Consider the following 16,043-nt stretch of genomic DNA (forward strand, 5'->3'; position numbering starts at 1 on the left):
ACTGGCAAGTGCTTATGATTCCGAGAGATTCACTTTCTGAGAAAATGGATGCGAAAACCGCGCTGTTGAGTCTTTGGAGCAACGGTCGCGCGGTCGTTCCGGACCGGTTGAAGTTCATGCGTCACATGAACTTCAACCGCGGCTAGAGCAGCTGTCCAAGAAACTCCTGCACGGCGTGTCCGGGGCGGAAGTCCCCGATGCGCTTGATCTCCCAGTGCAGCCGGATGCCGGAATGTTCGAGCACCCGCGTGCGCACCGTTTCGCCGAGATATTCGAGTTCGTAGCCGGTCGCTGTCCCGGTGTTGATCATGAAATTGCAGTGCATGGGCGACATCTGCGCGCCGCCGATCAGCAGGCCGCGGCACCCTGCCTTGTCGATCTCTTTCCAGGCTGAGGTGCCTTCAGGATTCTTGAAGGTCGAGCCACCGGTCTTCTCGCGGATCGGCTGCACCGTCTCGCGATGGTTCTGCACCGCGTCCATCGCCGCCCTGATCACTGCCTTGTCCTCGGCAAAGCCCTCGAAAATCGCCGAGGTGAAGATCAGCCCGGACGGTGCCGACGAGTGCCGGTAGGCATAGCCCATATCGGCATTGCTCAGCGTCTGGACGTTGCCCTTGCGGTCGAGCGCACGCACCTCGACGACGCGCTCGCGCGTCTCGACGCCATTGGCGCCGGCGTTCATCCTCAGCGCCCCGCCGATGGCGCCCGGTATGCCGTGGTAGAAATGGAAGCCGCCGATGCCGGCTTCCAGCGCCGCCGCGGCAATACGCTTGTCGGGCGTGGCCGCGCCAGCCTTGATCGATGTCGGCGAAACAATTTCGGTTTCACCGAACCCCTTGGCCGACAGCCTTATCACGAAACCCGGAATACCCCCATCGCGCACAAGCAAGTTCGAGCCGACGCCGACTATGGTCAGCGGTATCTCTTCGGGAACCGCTTTCAGGAAAGCAGCGAGGTCCGCCTCGTCCGCTGGCTGAAAGAGCGCCTCGGCCAGTCCTCCGGCGCGGAACCAGGTGATCTTGTCCATCTCGGCATTCGGCGTGATGCGGCCGCGCAGGCCGGCAAGCCGGCCGCCAAGTCTGTCGATCAGCGCCTGGCCCTGCATCATGAGACGGCCAGCTCCTTGGGCAGCGCATAGGCCCATTGCGTGATGTTGCCGGCGCCGAGAAAGACGACGAAGTCGCCGGGCCTGGCCAGATCACGGATAACAGGCGCTATTGCCTCCGGACCCTCGATGTAGCGCGCGTCGCGATGGCCGCCGGCCCGGATGCGCGACACCAGCGCATCCGAGGTCACGCCTTCGATCGGCTCCTCGCCGGCGGCGTAGACCGGCGCCACCATCACCGTGTCGGCGTCGTTGAAGCAGGCGGAGAATTCATTGAACAGATCATGCAGCCGGGTAAAACGGTGCGGCTGGGCAATGGCGATGACGCGGCCCTTGGTGGCGCTGCGCGCGGCTTTCAGCACCGCAGCGATCTCGACCGGATGGTGGCCGTAATCGTCGAACACTTCGACGCCATTCCAGGAGCCGGTTTGGGTGAAGCGACGCTTGACGCCGGCGAAGGACGACAGGCCTTTCTTGATCGCCTCGGCCGACAGGCCGAGCTCATGCGCCACCGCGATCGCCGCCGTCGCATTGGAAACGTTGTGGCGGCCGGGCATCGGCAGGCGCAGATCCGATATCGTCGTCTGGCCGCGTCCCTTGCGGTCGCGGATCACCACGTCGAATTCCGAGGTCGCGCCGGCCATGCGATGGTTGGTGAAGCGCACGTCGGCCTGCGCGTTCTCGCCATAGGTGATGACGCGGCGATCCTCGATTCGGCCGACCAGCGCCTGCACCTCCGGGTGGTCGGTGCACATGACGCCGAAGCCGTAGAACGGCACGTTCTCGACGAACTGGCGGAAGGCTTCGCGCACCTTCTCGAAACTGCCGTAGTGATCGAGATGTTCGGGATCGATATTGGTGACGACGGCGATATCGGCCGGCAGCTTGAGGAAGGTCCCGTCGCTCTCGTCGGCTTCGACCACCATCCACTCGCCGTCCCCCATGCGCGCATTGGTGCCATAGGCGTTGATGATGCCGCCATTGATGACGGTCGGGTCGAGCCCGCCGGCTTCGAGCAGCGTCGCTACCATCGAGGTCGTCGTCGTCTTGCCGTGCGTGCCGCCGATCGCCACTGCCTGGCGGAAGCGCATCAGTTCGGCCAGCATTTCGGCGCGGCGCACGATCGGCAGCAATTTCTCCCGTGCCGCCTTCAGTTCGGGGTTGGATTTCTTGATAGCCGTCGAGACAACCACCACTTCGGCATCGCCGAGGTTTTCTTCCCTGTGGCCGACAAAGCATTCGATCCCCTTGTCGCGCAGCCGCTGCACATTGGCGCTGTCGGCCTGGTCGGACCCCTGCACCTTGTAGCCGAGATTGTGCAGCACTTCGGCGATGCCGCTCATGCCGATGCCGCCAATGCCGATGAAATGCACGAGGCCTATGGTCTGCGGCATCTTCATGCGTGCGTTCCCTTCTTAAAATCCGAAACGGTTTTGCGGGACGCAATAGCCTCTGTGAGATCGGCGAGCAACCGTGCGGCATCCGGTTTGCCGACCGACTTCGCCGCGGCAGCCATTGCCGTGAGCCGTTCGGGCTCGGCCATCAGGGCGCCGATCAACGCCGCGATGCGCTCGGGCGAAAGTGAGGATTGCGGCTCCACCTCGCCACCGCCGGCGGCCGCAAGAGCGGCTGCGTTCGCGGCCTGGTCGTGATCGAGCGCATAGGGATAGGGCACCAGCAGCGCCGGTCGCCCGATGACGGCGATTTCCGAGACGGTCGACGCGCCGGAGCGCGACATAACCAACTGTGCGGCCGCTATACGCGCCGCCATGTCGCTGAAGAAGGGCGAGACCTCGACACCGACGCCAAGCGCTGCATAGGCCGCCTTCACCCGCCCGACATCATCGGCCCGAGCCTGCTGCGTGATCACCAGCCGCTTGCGGAGTGCGTCGGGGAGCAAGGCGACGGCCGCCGGCACCGCATCGGAGAAGAACTGCGCGCCCTGGCTGCCGCCGAACACCAGCAGGCGGAAGGGATCATCTCCGGCCGAGGCGACGTAGGCGGTCTTTGCGGCTTCGAGCACCTGTGGGCGAACCGGATTGCCTGTCGTCACCGTCTTGGCGCCGACGGCGCTTTCGTCTTGGGGCAGGAAGCCACCGGCAATCGCATCGACGCGGCTGGCCAGCGCCCGGTTGGCGCGTCCCATCACCGCGTTCTGCTCGTGGATCAGCGTCGGCACCTTGCGCCGCGTCGCGGCGTAGAGCGGCGGCAAGGTCGGATAGCCGCCAAAGCCGACCACGGTGTCGGGCTTGATCCTGCCGATGATGGCGGACGCCTGGCGCACGCCGCGCCAGATTTTCCAGAAAGCGCCAAGCAGGGCAACAGGATTTTTGGAGCCCAGCGTCGCGGACTGGATCGGGTGGATGGCGGCGGCCGGGAAGTGGCCGGCAAAGCGCTCAGCGCGGTCGTCGGTCGCCAGATGCACCGTCCAGCCACGCGCGTTCAACTCATGCGCCAGTGCCTCGGCCGGAAACAGATGTCCGCCGGTTCCGCCCGCCGAGAGAAGGATAACGCCTCTGGCCATGTCACTCCGCCGGCATGGCGCGCTGTGGCAAGGCAAAGCCCACCTGCTTGCGCTTTTCCGGTCGCTTGCGCGTCAGCGCCAGCACCATTCCCATCGAGATGGCGATGGCAATCTGCGAAGAGCCGCCATAGGAGATGAACGGCAGCGTCATGCCCTTGGCCGGCACCAGCTGCAGGTTGACGCACATGTTGATGACTGCCTGCAGGCCGAACACGGTGACGAGGCCGCCGACCGCATAGCGGGTGAAATCGTCATGCTCCTTCAGCGCCGTGTTGAGGCCGCGCAGCACGATGAAGGCGAAGATGGACATGATGAAGAAACACATGATCAATCCGAATTCCTCGCCCGCGACCGAAAAGACGAAATCGGCATGGCTGTCGGGGATGACCCGCTTGACGGTGCCCTCGCCCGGCCCGACGCCGAACCAGCCGCCATTGATCAATGCGTCGCGGCCCATATCGACCTGGAACGTGTCGCCTTCGCCAGTGAGGAACTTGTCGATACGCAGGGCGACGTGCGGAAATACCGTATAGGCGGCAAAGACGCCGCCGACGCCGGCCGCTCCGAGCACGACGATCCACAGCCATGGCAGCCCCGCCATGAAGAACATGATGCCCCAGGTGCCGGTCGTCAGCATGGTCTGGCCGAGGTCCGGCTGCGCCACCAGCAGCGATACGACCAGTACCAAGAGCAACATGGCGAAGAGATTGCCCGGAATGTCGGGCTGGCGCTTGTGTTCGGCGAACAGCCAGGCGCACATGATGACAAAGGCGGGTTTCAAAAACTCCGAGGGCTGGATCGACAGGCCGGCAAGCGACACCCAGCGCCGCGCGCCTTTCACCTCGACGCCGATGTAGAGCACCGCCACCATCAGCACCAGCATCAGGCACAGCATGATCAGCGCCATGCGCCGGATTTCTCTGGAATCGAGGAAGGACACCGCCAGCATCACGCCGAGCGCCGGCACGGTGAAGATGATCTGCCTGGTCGCGAAATGGAAACTGTCGAGGCCGATGCGTTCGGCGACCGCGGGACTTGCGGCGAAGGACAAAACTATGCCCAGCCCCATCAGCGACAGGAACGCCGCCAGAAACCAGCGATCGATGGTCCACCACCAGGTCGCAACCGGGCTTTTGTCGAGACGGCTCTGCATTATCGTGCCCCTCCGATGGGTTTGACGCCCTCGATAGCATTCGCAGCTTGCCTGAAGGCTTCGCCGCGGACCTCGAAATTCTTAAATTGGTCGAAACTGGCGCAGGCCGGCGACAACAGCACCACCGCCTCGCCGCCATCGTCCTTGGCCGCATCATGCGCGGCATGCTCGACCGCGGCTGCAAGCGTGCCCGATATCTCATACGGCACCGCCTCGCCCAGCGTCGCCGAAAAGGCCGGCGCTGCCTCGCCGATCAGATAGGCCTTGGCGATACGCGGGAAGAAGCCGCGCAGCGGCTCGATGCCGCCTTCCTTGGGCAGGCCGCCGGCGATCCAGTAGATGCGTGAAAAGCTCGACAGGGCGGGTGCCGCCGCATCGGCGTTGGTCGCCTTGGAATCGTTGACGAACAGCACGTGGTCCTTGCGGCCGACCTGCTCCATGCGATGCGCCAGGCCCGGAAAGCTTTCCAGTCCGGACTGGATCTCGCCGAGGTCGAGCCCGACCTTGAGGCAGGCGGCCACCGCGGCAAGCGCGTTTTGCGCATTGTGCTGCCCGCGCAGCGAGCCGATGCCTTCGAGGAAGGCGACCCGGCTGTAGCGGCCATGCACCGCTTCCATCAAATTGGTGCCATCGGCGAAATAGCCGTCGGTCAGCGGCAGCCGCTTCGAAATGCGGATGACGTGCCGCCCCGCCCGCTCCAGCCGTTCGGCAATCTGCGCACACCAGGAATCGTCGATGCCGACGATCGCGGTCTCGCTGCCGGCAACCAGCCGCTCCTTGATCGAAGCGTAATGCTGCATGGTGCCGTGACGGTCGAGGTGATCCGGCGTCAAATTGAGCAGGATGCCGGCCGTCGGATTGATCGATGGTGCGAGGTCGATCTGGTAGGACGAGCATTCGACGACATAGTGCCGGTCGGGTTGCGGCGGATCGAGTGTCATCACGGCGCGGCCGATATTGCCGCCCATCTGCGTATCGCGGCCGGAAGCCTTCAATATATGCGCCGTCAGCGCCGTGGTCGTCGACTTGCCGTTGGTGCCGGTGATGGCGATGAACGGGGCGGCTGGCGCGCCGAGCGTCCGCTCGCGGCAGAAAAGCTCGACGTCGCCGATGATCTCGACACCCGAACCGCGCGCCAGTTCCACCGTCCAGTGCGGTTTGGGATGCGTCAGCGGCACGCCGGGCGACAGCACGAAAGCGGAGAACGTCGCCCAGTCGGCTGTGTGCAGGTCGCCGGTTGCAATCCCGGCGGCTGCCGCCTTGGCGACACTGTCGGGATTGTCGTCCCAGGCCAGAACCTCAGCCCCGCCCTCGATCAGCGCGTGCGCGGTCGCGATCCCCGAGCCGCCGAGCCCGAAGAGCGAAACACGCTTGCCTGCGAAGGATGCGGCGGGAATCACGGGGCGCGCCTATCTGAGCTTGAGGGTGGAAAGGCCGACCAGCGCCAGGATGACGGCGATGATCCAGAAGCGGATCACCACCTGGCTTTCGGTCCAGCCGAGCTTTTCGAAGTGGTGATGGATCGGCGCCATTAGGAACACACGCTTGCCGGTCATCTTGAAGTAGCCGACCTGGATGATGACGGACAGGATCTCGACCACGAACAGCCCGCCGACGATGACCAGCACGATCTCGTGCTTGGTGGCGACCGCGACGGTGCCGATCAGCCCGCCCATGGCCAGCGAGCCGGTGTCGCCCATGAAGATCGCCGCCGGCGGCGCGTTGAACCAGAGGAAGCCGAGGCCGGCGCCGATGACAGCACCAAGCACAACAGCCAGTTCGCCGGTGCCGGGCACGAAATGGATCTGCAGATATTCGGCGAACACCGCATTGCCGGAGAGATAGGCGATGACGCCGAAGGACGCCGCCGCGATCATGATCGGCACGATCGCCAGGCCATCCAGACCGTCGGTGAGATTCACCGCATTGCCCGCTCCCACGATGACGAAGCAGGAGAACGGAACGAAGAACCAGCCGAGATTGATCAGGAATTCCTTGGCGAAGGGGAATGTCAGCGACGAGGAGAACGGCGCCTGGCCGTTATGCATGATCGCCCAGGCGGCAATGCCGGCGATGACGAATTCGAGTGCCAGCCGTGCTTTGCCGGAAAAGCCGAGATGCGACTGTTTCGTCACCTTCAGATAGTCGTCGTAGAAGCCGATCGAGCCGAAGCCCAGCGTCACCAGCAACACCACCCAGACATAGATGCTCGACAGGTTCGCCCATAGCAACGATGAGCCGATGATGCCGGACAGGATCATCAGGCCGCCCATGGTCGGCGTGCCGGCCTTCTTGAAATGGGTCTGCGGCCCGTCGGCGCGGATCGGCTGACCCTTGCCCTGGCGCAACCTGAGCGAATTTATGATGGTCGGCCCGAAGATGAAGACGATCAGCGCCGAGGTGATCAGCGCCCCGCCCGTGCGGAAGGTGATGTAGCGGAAGACATTGAAGACCGAGATCTTGTCCGCGAAATCGACGAGCAGTGTGAACATGCGCTTTTCGTCCCCGACTTGACCCTAGGTCTGTTTGCCGATTGTCGTTTCAGCCGGGAACTTGCCCAGCAACGCATCGACCAGCTTTGCAAAGCCGATGCCCTTCGACGATTTGATCATCACCACGTCGCCTGGCTTCAGTGCGGCAAACAGAACCGGCTTCAATTCCTCGACGTTGGCGCGGTATTCTGTCCTGATCTCGCCCGGCAGCGCTTCCGCCAGCGCCCGCATCTCCGGACCGCCGAGAAAGACGGTCTGCGTGCCGGTGCCGACGATGAGACCGGCAAGTGCAGCATGCAGCTTGGCCGAATACTCGCCGAGCTCGAGCATATCGCCCAGCACGGCGATGCGGCGGCCTTCGCCCGTCACCGGCGTCGCGTTGAGCAGCGCCATGGCGGCCGCCATCGAGGCGGGGTTGGCGTTGTAGCTTTCGTCGATCAGCGTGATCGGTCCACCGGGGTGGCTTGAAGTCGGGCCACCGGGATGGCTCGAAGTCGAGCCACCGGGATGACGCAGCACATAGCGTTTGCCGCGGCCGCGCTCGGCCGAGAGATCGGCCAGCGCCAGGGCAACCTTGTCGAGATCGGCGCCCACCAGACGGGCCGCGCCGAGGACCGCCAGAATGTTCTGCACCATGTGGCGGCCGGGCGCGCCGATGCGAGCCGTCACCTCGTAACCGCCGATCCTGGCGGCAATGTCGGAATGATCGGCATGGACTTCGCATTTGACCAGTCTGAAGGTTGAGCGCGCGTTCTCGCCGAACCCATAGACATGCTCGACGCCGGCGGCGTGCGCCATCTTGTCGAGAAGCTTGAAACGCGCGTCGTCGCGGTTGAGGATCGCCGCGCCGCCAGGTTCCAGCCCTTCGAAAATTTCGGCCTTCGCCTTGGCGATCTCGTCCAGATTGCGGAAGAAGCCGAGATGCGCCGCCGCGATCATGGTGACGATGGCGACATGCGGCCTTACCATCTTGACCAGCGGCCTGATCTCGTCGGGATGGTTCATGCCGATCTCGAACACGGCATAGTCGCAATCGGCCGGCATGCGCGCCAAGGTGAGCGGCACGCCCCAATGGTTGTTGAACGACTGCGCCGAGGCATGCACCTTGCCGACCGCCGACAGCACGTGGCGCAGCGCTTCCTTGGTGGTCGTCTTGCCCGCCGAACCGGTCACCGCGATGATCTTGGCCTGGGAACGGTCCCGCGATGCGACACCGAGCTTTTCCAGTGCCACCAGCACGTCCTCGACGACGATCATCGGCGCCGTCAGCCGGCCAAGCGACGGCAGCTTGCCTTCGGCCACGACCAGCACCCCGGCTCCGGCCTTGATGGCGGCGGTCGCGAAATCATGGCCGTCCATCGCCTCGCCCTTGATGGCGAAGAAAGCGTCGCCCGGCTGAAGGCTGCGGCTGTCGATCGAAATGCCCGATATGCCGTCCGGCATCGGCCCGATCGGTCGCCCGTCCATGGCGGCGACCAGCGTCTCGGATGTCCACAGCAAATTCATGCGGCACGCTCCAGCAGCGCGGCACGGACTTCTTCGTGGTCGGAGAAATGCAGGGTCTCGGTGCCGATCGTCTGGCCTTCCTCATGACCCTTGCCGGCCACGATCAGCGTGTCCCCGGCATGCAACATGGCAACGGCCTCGTGGATCGCCGCGCGCCGGTCACCGATCTCGATCGCGCCGGGAGCGGCGGCAAGGATCGCGGCCCGGATCGTCTCCGGCACTTCCGAGCGCGGATTGTCGTCGGTGACGATGACGACGTCGGCGAGCCGCGTCGCGATCTCGCCCATGATCGGCCGCTTACCGCGATCGCGGTCGCCGCCGCAGCCGAACACGACGATGACCCGGCCGGTGGTGAACGGGCGCACCGAGGCAAGCACGTTTTCCAGCGCGTCCGGCTTATGCGCATAATCGACATAGACCGGCGCGCCGTTTGCAGTCGTCCCGACAAGGTCGAGCCGGCCGGGTGCGCCCTTGAGTTTCTCCAACGCCTTCAAGGCCTTGGCGACTGGCGTTCCCGTGGAGATGGCAAGCCCGGCCGAAACCAGCGCGTTGGCTATCTGGAAATCGCCGGCCAGCGGCAGGTCGATCTCGTAGAGCATCCCGTCGGCCTCGACCTCGGCACGCTGGCGGTGGCGCTCATGCTCGACCCGCTTCAGCGTCAGGAAATCGCCGTGGCGGCCGACCGTCAGCACGTCGAGCCTTGCGGCCTTCGCCGCCTGGATGGTTGGCGCCGACCACGGATCGTCGGCGAAGATCACGGCCGGCGCGCCCTTCGGCAGCAGCGCATCAAACAGACGCAGCTTGGCCCGGTGATAGTCCTCGACCGTCGGATGGTAGTCCATGTGGTCGCGGCCGAGATTGGTGAAGCCGCCGGCGGCCAGCCTGACGCCGTCGAGACGGCGCTGGTCGAGACCATGGCTGGAGGCCTCCATGGAAGCATGGGTGACGCCGGCGTCCGCCAGTTCAAGCAACAGCTGATGCAAGGCGACGGGATCTGGCGTCGTCAGCGAGCCATAATCGTTGCGGCCCGGCGCCACCACGCCGGTGGTGCCGATCGAGGCCGCGGCAAAGCCGGCTTGCTCCCAGATCTGCCTGACGAAAGCGGCGACCGAGGTCTTGCCGCTGGTGCCGGTGACGGCCACCATCATCTGCGGCTGTTTGCCGAAATAACGGGCCGCGCTCAGGGCCAGCGCCAGGCGCGGGTCATCGACGGCCAACACTGGAACTGGCAGTCCGCCAAGGGCGCTGTCCTTGCCCGCGACGATCGCGGCAGCCCCTCGTGCGGCGGCGTCCGCGGCATAGGCGGCGCCATCCGCCTTGCTTCCAGCGAGCGCGAAAAAGACGACGCCGGGTTTTACCTGGCGGGAATCCGAAGAGATGCCGGTAACCTCCAGATCGGCGGAAGCTGTTCCTTCGACTGGCAGGATACCGGTTAGATTTTTGAGCTTCATCGAGTTCCGTTCACCGCAACAAAATAGCGCGCAGTTGCCGGCGCGCCCTAAGAATCATTGATAGGAAACCAGCGTTGCACCATTTTCATGGCTGAAATCTGGCTTCACGCCAAGCATGGCCGCGGAACGCCTGATGATATTGCCGGCCATGACCCCGGCATTCGCGGCCGCGACGTCCGTCATGCCCGGCTTTTCCGGGTGCGGAGCATCGGCAATCGTAAACACGAGATATTGCGGATCGTCCATCGGGAATGCGGCGACGAACGTATTGAAATTCAACTCCTTCGAGTAGCGGCCATTGATGACCTTCTCGGCTGTTCCGGTCTTGCCGCCAACGCGGTAGCCGGGGACCCTGGCATTTCTGGCCGAGCCCTTCTCGGCGTTGAGCATGTAGAGATAGCGCATGCCCTCGACCGTTTTGTCGGCTACCACTTTCTTGGCCGCCGCCATCGCGTCCTGCTGGCTGCGGACCAGGAATGTCGGCTCCATCAGATATCCGCCATTGATCAGCGCCGCGCAGCCGACAGCCGCCTGCAACGGTGTCGTCGACACGCCATGACCGAAGGCGATGGTGAACGAGTTGACCTGTTTCCAGACCTTCGGCTCAGTCGGACGGGCGACTTCCGGCAGTTCGGTCTGCATCTTGTCCAAGATGCCAAGACGATGCAGGAATTCGCGGTGCGCCTCGATGCCGACCAGTTCGGCCTCCCTGGCCGACCCGATGTTGGATGAATAGAGGAACACCTCCGGCAACGACAGCACGCGGTTCTTGCCGTGGAAATCGTGAATGGCCTGATGGCCGACCCGGATTGGATGCGAAGCGTCGAAGCGGCTCGCCATCGTCGCCTTGCCGGAATCGAGCGCCATGGCTGATGTGAAGCTCTTGAAGGTCGAGCCCATCTCATAGAGCCCCGCCGACATCCGGTTCAGCCGGTCCTTGTCTTGTGCATTGTAGGGATTGTTCGGATCAAAATCCGGCACCGAGGCCATGGCCACCACTTCGCCGGTCTTGACGTTGAGCACGACGGCGCCCGCGCCCATGGCGCGATAGCGCTCCAGGCCGGCGGCAATCTCGTCGCGCACCACATGCTGGACGCGCAGATCGATCGAGAGCTTCACCGGCTTGAGATCCTTCGCCACCGCCAGGCCCGACGCCTGCAGATCGCTCAGGCCCTGCTCGTCGATATATTTCTCCATGCCGGAGATGCCTTGATTGTCGATATTGGTCAGGCCGACAATGTAGGACGAGGTTTCACCACTGGGGTAGAAACGGCGCTTCTCGGTGCGGAAGCCGAAACCGGGAATGCCGAGCTGCATGATGTCGGCCTGCTGCTTGGGCGTCAGCTGCCGCTGCAGCCAGACGAAGCCGGCGCCGCTCTTCAGCTTATGGTAGGTCTGCTCGTAATCGATCTCCGGCAGCACCGTCGACAGCTTTTCGATCGCCTCGTCGGCGTCGACGATGCGGCGCGGCTCTGCAAACAGCGATGCCGTCTTGATGTCCGTCGCCAGCACCTCGCCGTTGCGGTCGACAATGTCGGGTCGCGAGGCCGTCACCCGGCTCTGCGGGCCGCCCGACATGTCGGGGGTCTGGAAGCCGAGATAGACAAGCCGCCCGGAAATGATCGAGAAGATACCGAAGAACACCGCCATCGTCATGACGATGCGCGCCTTGCCCTTGCCTCCGGTCGCCTTGCGGGCGCCATCGACCACGATTGAACCGTCTTCGCTGGCCCTGGGGCGACGTTTCAGCAGTTTGCCGATCATTGGGCGATGCCTCCGGTCACGATGGGATCCTTGCCGTCCGAGGGTGTGTTGCCGGAATTGTCTGCCATGCCGCCTTGGTGCCCGTTCAGGATGTCCTGGATGTCGAGGGTTTTGGCTGGCAGGTCGCCGAGGCCGACGATCTGGTGCGCGCTGACCGGCTCCAGTTCAAGCTGCGACTTGTAGAGCTCGGCGAGCTTCTGTAGCCGCGATGGCTGGGTGAGCAGGCTCCAGTCGGCCTTGAGCAGGTCGATCGTGTCCTCCTCGTAGCGTATCTCAGCATGGATTTTCTGCACTGCAGCCAATTGGTCCTCGGCCTCGCGCTTGGTTTTGTAGGTCAGGGCCGCCGCCGAGACCATGACGGCGATGAGGACGATGTCGCTGGAACGAAACACGTGCTTACCTCTCCCCCGGCCGCTCGATGCCGGGAAGTTTTGGGCCGGGAAGTTTTGGAAGGCCGAAAATCGAAAAATCGACGGCACGCGCCGGCGCATCGGTGCGGATGGCGGCGCGCAGCCTTGCCGAGCGGGCGCGCGGGTTGGCCGCAGTCTCGGCATCACCCGGCGTCACGCCGCCGCCGGACTTGCTGAAGGTGGCACTGCGTGCCCGTGCCTCCGGCATGTGGCGCGAGCCGCTCGCGGCGTCGGAGCGATCGGCAATGAAGCGCTTGACGATGCGGTCCTCCAGCGAATGGAATGTCACCACGGCAAGTCGTCCGCCCGGCTTCAGCGCCCGCTCGGCGGCGAACAGCGCCTTGGCCAACTCACCGAGCTCGTCATTGACGAAGATGCGCAGCGCCTGAAAGACGCGGGTGGCGGGATGGATCTTGTCCTTCGGCGCCCGGCCGATATGCGTCTCGATGGCGTCGGCAAGCTCCAGCGTGCGCTCGAACGGACGCTTTTCGCGACGCGCTTCGATCATGCGCGCGATGCGCCCGGCGTGGCGCTCCTCCCCGAGGAAGCCGAAGATGCGGGCAAGATCGCCCGGCTTGAAGTTGTTGACGACATCTGCGGCGCTGAGGCCCGCCTGCGCCATGCGCATGTCGAGAGGCCCATCGACGCGGAACGAAAACCCGCGCTCCGCCTGGTCGAGCTGCATCGAGGAAACGCCGATGTCGAGCACGACGCCGTCGGCACTTTCGACATGCTGGTCCAGCATCGAGAATGGCGCCTGCACCAATCGCAGGCGGCCGCCTGATTGGGCTTCGAGATTGCGACCAGCCGCTATGGCATCCGGATCGCGATCAATGGCAACCACGGACGCGCCGGCCGCCAAGATGGCCTTGGTGTAGCCGCCGGCGCCGAACGTGCCGTCGACGACGACGTCCCCTTCCGCTGGCGAGAGCGCCTGCAACACTTCGGCAAGGAGGACCGGAATGTGGCGGGCCGGTCCGCCAACGGCGTTGATATCATCGCCGTGGCCCACCGTCATTCCGGTCGCTCCCCAGGCTTCGTCCCCTGCCGAAGCTGCAAAAGCCGGGCCCGCGCCTGCGCTCCGTAGGCCGCAAGCCGTCCCGGCTCCCAGATCTGAAAGAAATTGCCGCGCCCGACAAAGGCTACTTCCGCCGAAAGGCCGGCATGTTCGCGGATGAAGTCGCTGATCGTGATGCGACCATCCTGGTCCAGCTTCAGGAATGTTCCGTCGCCATGGCAAAAGAACGACATGTCGTCCGCCGTCTGCTGGAACGGATCCTCGAGCGCGATGCGCTGCTCGTAGCGGTCGAGCAGGTCGGGCCCGCCGACATCCATGGCCGGCAGATCCAGGCAACGCAGCGCGTAGAGATCCGAATGGCCGCGTTTCTGAACGACGGCGCGAAAATGCGCAGGAACGGACACCCGCCCCTTCGCATCGATCCTGCTCACCGTGTTCGACAGAAACCGGTCCATCACACGTCACGGCCGCTTGCGCCGCCGCACCCCTCTTCGTCGTGTTGCACGCGCCACCGCTACGCGTTCCCTGCCCTGAACCCGCCTCCGTGACAGGGGCGAAAACCGGCAAACGCGCAGCCGCCGCGGCTGCCCGATTGGCGTACGCTTCACTCTGACGCGGAACGAAGGCTTTGGTATCGATATGGGATATCATGGGGTGTTATGGGCGTCAACGGGAACAGGCTTCACAACATGCCGTCGCGACCGATGGAAGCGGCTTTGAAAACACGTCTCGTCTTTATGGATCATTAAGCCTAACGAAGCGTTTAGAGCCGCTTGGCCCAACCGGACGCGCCTTGTCGCGAGCTGTTGCCGGGCATAGCGTCTCACCACACGTCCAGGGTCACCAAGAGGGTTGGAATGTCGATGTCTGAAACAGCACGGTCGCGCGCCGCGGCTCTTGCCCACCTCCGTCGCAACGCACTTGCCGTCGGCGATTCCATCCCCCTGCCACTCACCATGGCTGCCATCTTTCACGCGCCTGGCGACGCCACCGGTTTCAACCAGTATGGCCGTTTCAGCAATCCGACCTGGGATGCGGTAGAACATATGCTGGCGCATCTGGAAGACGCGCCCTGCGTCGCTTTTCCTTCCGGAATGGCGGCGATTTCGGCGGCATTTTTCGCTGTCCTCAAGACCGGCGACCGCATTCTTCTGCCTTCGGATGGCTATCACACGACAAGGGCACTGGCCGAACGCTTCTTGAAACCACTCGGCATCGCCTACGATGTGAGGCCAACCTCGACCTTCCTCGATGGCGGTTTCGAAGGCTATCGTCTCGCTTTCGTAGAGACGCCCGCTAATCCGGGGCTGGACATATGCGATATCGCGGCGGTGGCCGCGGCCGCACACAAAGCGGGCGCACTGCTTGTCGTTGATAATACGACCATGACGCCTTTCGGCCAGCGCCCGCTCGACCATGGCGCGGATATTGTCATCGCCGCGGACACTAAGGCGCCCAACGGCCACTCCGACGTGCTGTTCGGCCATGTCGCGAGCCGCAACGCCGACATCATCGCCGCGGTGACGGATTGGCGCGAAACGTCCGGCGGCATTCCAGGGCCGTTCGAAGCGTGGCTTGTGCATCGTGGCCTCGAAACGCTCGATGTGCGCTTCGACCGCATGTGCTCCTCGGCGGAAGTGATCGCGCGGCGCCTGCAAGGTCACCCGGCGATCACGGGCCTGCGCTATCCCGGCCTGGAAGGCGATCCTTCGCACAATCTTGCCCGTGCCCAGATGGAACGCTTCGGCTTCCTTGTTTCCTTCGAACTCGCTTCGGAGCAGAAGGCCGAGGATTTCATCAACAACTGCGAATTGATGCAGGCCGCGACATCCTTCGGCGGCGTCCACACCTCCGCCGAGCGGCGTTCGAAGCGCGGCGATGCGGTTCCAGCCGGCTTCGTTCGCCTCTCGGTCGGCTGCGAACCAGTTGAAGAGCTTTGGGCGGCGATCGAGGCGTCGCTGGACAGGATCGGCGACTGACCCGACGATTACGAACCGAGGTCATTGGCTTCGACATTGCGATGGCCGTGCAGCACGCGAAGGATTTCGATCACATCGTCCCTAACTCGATACAGAGTGAGATAATTGCCGACTATTAGATGGCGAACACCCGGTGCGATATCGTCTCGTGGCGCGCCTGAGAAAGGATAGGTAGTCACTTGCTGCCACCGTGCCTCGATGCGGTCGAGCAGCCGGTCGGCTGCAGCCTCGCTGTCGCGCGCAATATGCAGCCAAATCGTGATCAGATCGTCTTCAGCGCGCGCGTTCCGGACGATAGAGAGCAAATTCATGCGGCGCCGTCAGATCGCAAGCGTCTCCGCGCTTCGGCCTTAATTTCCTCCATCGATTCAAATCGTCCCGGCCCGCTGTCGATCCCTTCCTGAACTAGCCTCCGCAACTCCTCGACCGTATAGCCGAAGAGGTCGCGCCGATCCTTCCATTGCCGGAGTGCATCGCGGATTACCTCGCTAGCCGAAGCGTATTCACCAGCGGCGACCACATCGTCGACCGCCGCCGCCAGTTCCGGCGAGAGGGTGATGCTGCGTTTATCGACCTGTCCCATGACCGCTCCTCGTCCACTTGCTGAAGCATGGTACGATTTAATCGTACCGAATTCAAGA

The 16,043-nt window shown here is 63.9% G+C and carries 15 protein-coding genes; 1 reads left to right on the forward strand and 14 read right to left on the reverse strand.

The genetic code is table 11. The annotated features are described in order from the left end of the window. Positions 1-142: 142 nt before the first annotated feature. From murB to mraZ, 12 genes are read right to left on the reverse strand one after another with little or no spacing between them, the layout of a single operon-like run. Positions 143-1,108 carry a UDP-N-acetylmuramate dehydrogenase gene (gene murB / locus FJ426_RS19500; protein WP_140559524.1) on the reverse strand — a complete coding sequence of 322 codons (966 nt, stop codon included), beginning with the start codon at positions 1,106-1,108 and terminating at the stop codon, positions 143-145. Next, a complete protein-coding gene (gene murC, locus FJ426_RS19505; RefSeq protein WP_140559523.1) occupies positions 1,105-2,505 on the reverse strand; it encodes a UDP-N-acetylmuramate--L-alanine ligase in 1,401 nt (466 codons plus the stop codon). The genes murB and murC overlap by 4 nt, the downstream gene beginning before the upstream one ends. Next, entirely contained in the window at positions 2,502-3,629 is a 1,128-nt protein-coding gene (murG, locus tag FJ426_RS19510) for an undecaprenyldiphospho-muramoylpentapeptide beta-N-acetylglucosaminyltransferase (RefSeq protein ID WP_140559522.1), read from the reverse strand. Before murG ends, murC begins: the two co-directional genes overlap by 4 nt. A 1-nt stretch (position 3,630) precedes the next feature. Next, complete coding sequence (gene ftsW, locus FJ426_RS19515) at positions 3,631-4,782, reverse strand: putative lipid II flippase FtsW (protein WP_140516599.1); 1,152 nt, start codon at positions 4,780-4,782, stop codon at positions 3,631-3,633. Next, on the reverse strand, positions 4,782-6,182 hold the full coding sequence (murD, locus tag FJ426_RS19520) for a UDP-N-acetylmuramoyl-L-alanine--D-glutamate ligase (protein WP_140495213.1): 1,401 nt from the start codon (positions 6,180-6,182) through the stop codon (positions 4,782-4,784). Before murD ends, ftsW begins: the two co-directional genes overlap by 1 nt. A gap of 9 nt (positions 6,183-6,191) precedes the next feature. Beyond that, positions 6,192-7,274 (reverse strand): phospho-N-acetylmuramoyl-pentapeptide-transferase, encoded by a 1,083-nt coding sequence (mraY, locus tag FJ426_RS19525; RefSeq protein ID WP_140495211.1) that lies wholly within the window; start codon positions 7,272-7,274, stop codon positions 6,192-6,194. A 24-nt stretch (positions 7,275-7,298) separates the two neighbouring features. Beyond that, positions 7,299-8,780 carry a UDP-N-acetylmuramoylalanyl-D-glutamyl-2,6-diaminopimelate--D-alanyl-D-alanine ligase gene (locus FJ426_RS19530; protein ID WP_140825500.1) on the reverse strand — a complete coding sequence of 494 codons (1,482 nt, stop codon included), beginning with the start codon at positions 8,778-8,780 and terminating at the stop codon, positions 7,299-7,301. Beyond that, on the reverse strand, positions 8,777-10,231 hold the full coding sequence (locus tag FJ426_RS19535) for a UDP-N-acetylmuramoyl-L-alanyl-D-glutamate--2,6-diaminopimelate ligase (protein WP_140559521.1): 1,455 nt from the start codon (positions 10,229-10,231) through the stop codon (positions 8,777-8,779). The genes FJ426_RS19530 and FJ426_RS19535 overlap by 4 nt, the downstream gene beginning before the upstream one ends. A gap of 54 nt (positions 10,232-10,285) precedes the next feature. Continuing rightward, on the reverse strand, positions 10,286-11,995 hold the full coding sequence (locus FJ426_RS19540) for a penicillin-binding protein 2 (RefSeq protein WP_140495205.1): 1,710 nt from the start codon (positions 11,993-11,995) through the stop codon (positions 10,286-10,288). Continuing rightward, the gene (locus FJ426_RS19545; protein ID WP_140559520.1) at positions 11,992-12,387 is read right to left on the reverse strand and encodes a hypothetical protein; all 396 of its coding nucleotides are present in this window, start codon (positions 12,385-12,387) and stop codon (positions 11,992-11,994) included. Before FJ426_RS19545 ends, FJ426_RS19540 begins: the two co-directional genes overlap by 4 nt. 4 nt (positions 12,388-12,391) lie before the next feature. Beyond that, the gene (gene rsmH / locus FJ426_RS19550) at positions 12,392-13,423 is read right to left on the reverse strand and encodes a 16S rRNA (cytosine(1402)-N(4))-methyltransferase RsmH (protein WP_140521216.1); all 1,032 of its coding nucleotides are present in this window, start codon (positions 13,421-13,423) and stop codon (positions 12,392-12,394) included. Then, entirely contained in the window at positions 13,420-13,878 is a 459-nt protein-coding gene (gene mraZ / locus FJ426_RS19555; RefSeq protein ID WP_140825501.1) for a division/cell wall cluster transcriptional repressor MraZ, read from the reverse strand. The genes rsmH and mraZ overlap by 4 nt, the downstream gene beginning before the upstream one ends. Before the next feature lie 408 nt (positions 13,879-14,286). On the opposite strand from mraZ, the gene FJ426_RS19560 reads away from it, so the two are divergent. After that, positions 14,287-15,402, forward strand: coding sequence for a cystathionine gamma-lyase (locus FJ426_RS19560; RefSeq protein ID WP_140516714.1), 1,116 nt, complete (start codon positions 14,287-14,289; stop codon positions 15,400-15,402). An 8-nt stretch (positions 15,403-15,410) separates the two neighbouring features. On the opposite strand, the gene FJ426_RS19565 is transcribed toward FJ426_RS19560, so the two are convergent. Then, positions 15,411-15,713 carry a type II toxin-antitoxin system RelE/ParE family toxin gene (locus FJ426_RS19565; protein ID WP_140516610.1) on the reverse strand — a complete coding sequence of 101 codons (303 nt, stop codon included), beginning with the start codon at positions 15,711-15,713 and terminating at the stop codon, positions 15,411-15,413. Continuing rightward, positions 15,710-15,985 carry a type II toxin-antitoxin system ParD family antitoxin gene (locus tag FJ426_RS19570; RefSeq protein WP_140516612.1) on the reverse strand — a complete coding sequence of 92 codons (276 nt, stop codon included), beginning with the start codon at positions 15,983-15,985 and terminating at the stop codon, positions 15,710-15,712. The genes FJ426_RS19565 and FJ426_RS19570 overlap by 4 nt, the downstream gene beginning before the upstream one ends. Positions 15,986-16,043: the final 58 nt, after the last annotated feature.

Source organism: Mesorhizobium sp. B2-6-4 (assembly GCF_006441495.1).
Lineage (GTDB): Bacteria > Pseudomonadota > Alphaproteobacteria > Rhizobiales > Rhizobiaceae > Mesorhizobium.

Bases quoted from the DNA above. Each gene is read 5' to 3' on its own strand.
- mraY (WP_140495211.1), bottom strand. From the start codon at position 7,274: ATGTTCACACTGCTCGTCGATTTCGCGGACAAGATCTCGGTCTTCAAT.
- FJ426_RS19560 (WP_140516714.1), top strand. From the start codon at position 14,287: ATGTCTGAAACAGCACGGTCGCGCGCCGCGGCTCTTGCCCACCTCCGT.
- FJ426_RS19530 (WP_140825500.1), bottom strand. From the start codon at position 8,780: ATGAATTTGCTGTGGACATCCGAGACGCTGGTCGCCGCCATGGACGGG.
- rsmH (WP_140521216.1), bottom strand. From the start codon at position 13,423: ATGACGGTGGGCCACGGCGATGATATCAACGCCGTTGGCGGACCGGCC.
- FJ426_RS19565 (WP_140516610.1), bottom strand. From the start codon at position 15,713: ATGAATTTGCTCTCTATCGTCCGGAACGCGCGCGCTGAAGACGATCTG.
- murC (WP_140559523.1), bottom strand. From the start codon at position 2,505: ATGAAGATGCCGCAGACCATAGGCCTCGTGCATTTCATCGGCATTGGC.
- ftsW (WP_140516599.1), bottom strand. From the start codon at position 4,782: ATGCAGAGCCGTCTCGACAAAAGCCCGGTTGCGACCTGGTGGTGGACC.
- FJ426_RS19535 (WP_140559521.1), bottom strand. From the start codon at position 10,231: ATGAAGCTCAAAAATCTAACCGGTATCCTGCCAGTCGAAGGAACAGCT.
- murB (WP_140559524.1), bottom strand. From the start codon at position 1,108: ATGATGCAGGGCCAGGCGCTGATCGACAGACTTGGCGGCCGGCTTGCC.
- FJ426_RS19540 (WP_140495205.1), bottom strand. From the start codon at position 11,995: ATGATCGGCAAACTGCTGAAACGTCGCCCCAGGGCCAGCGAAGACGGT.
- mraZ (WP_140825501.1), bottom strand. From the start codon at position 13,878: ATGGACCGGTTTCTGTCGAACACGGTGAGCAGGATCGATGCGAAGGGG.
- FJ426_RS19570 (WP_140516612.1), bottom strand. From the start codon at position 15,985: ATGGGACAGGTCGATAAACGCAGCATCACCCTCTCGCCGGAACTGGCG.
- murG (WP_140559522.1), bottom strand. From the start codon at position 3,629: ATGGCCAGAGGCGTTATCCTTCTCTCGGCGGGCGGAACCGGCGGACAT.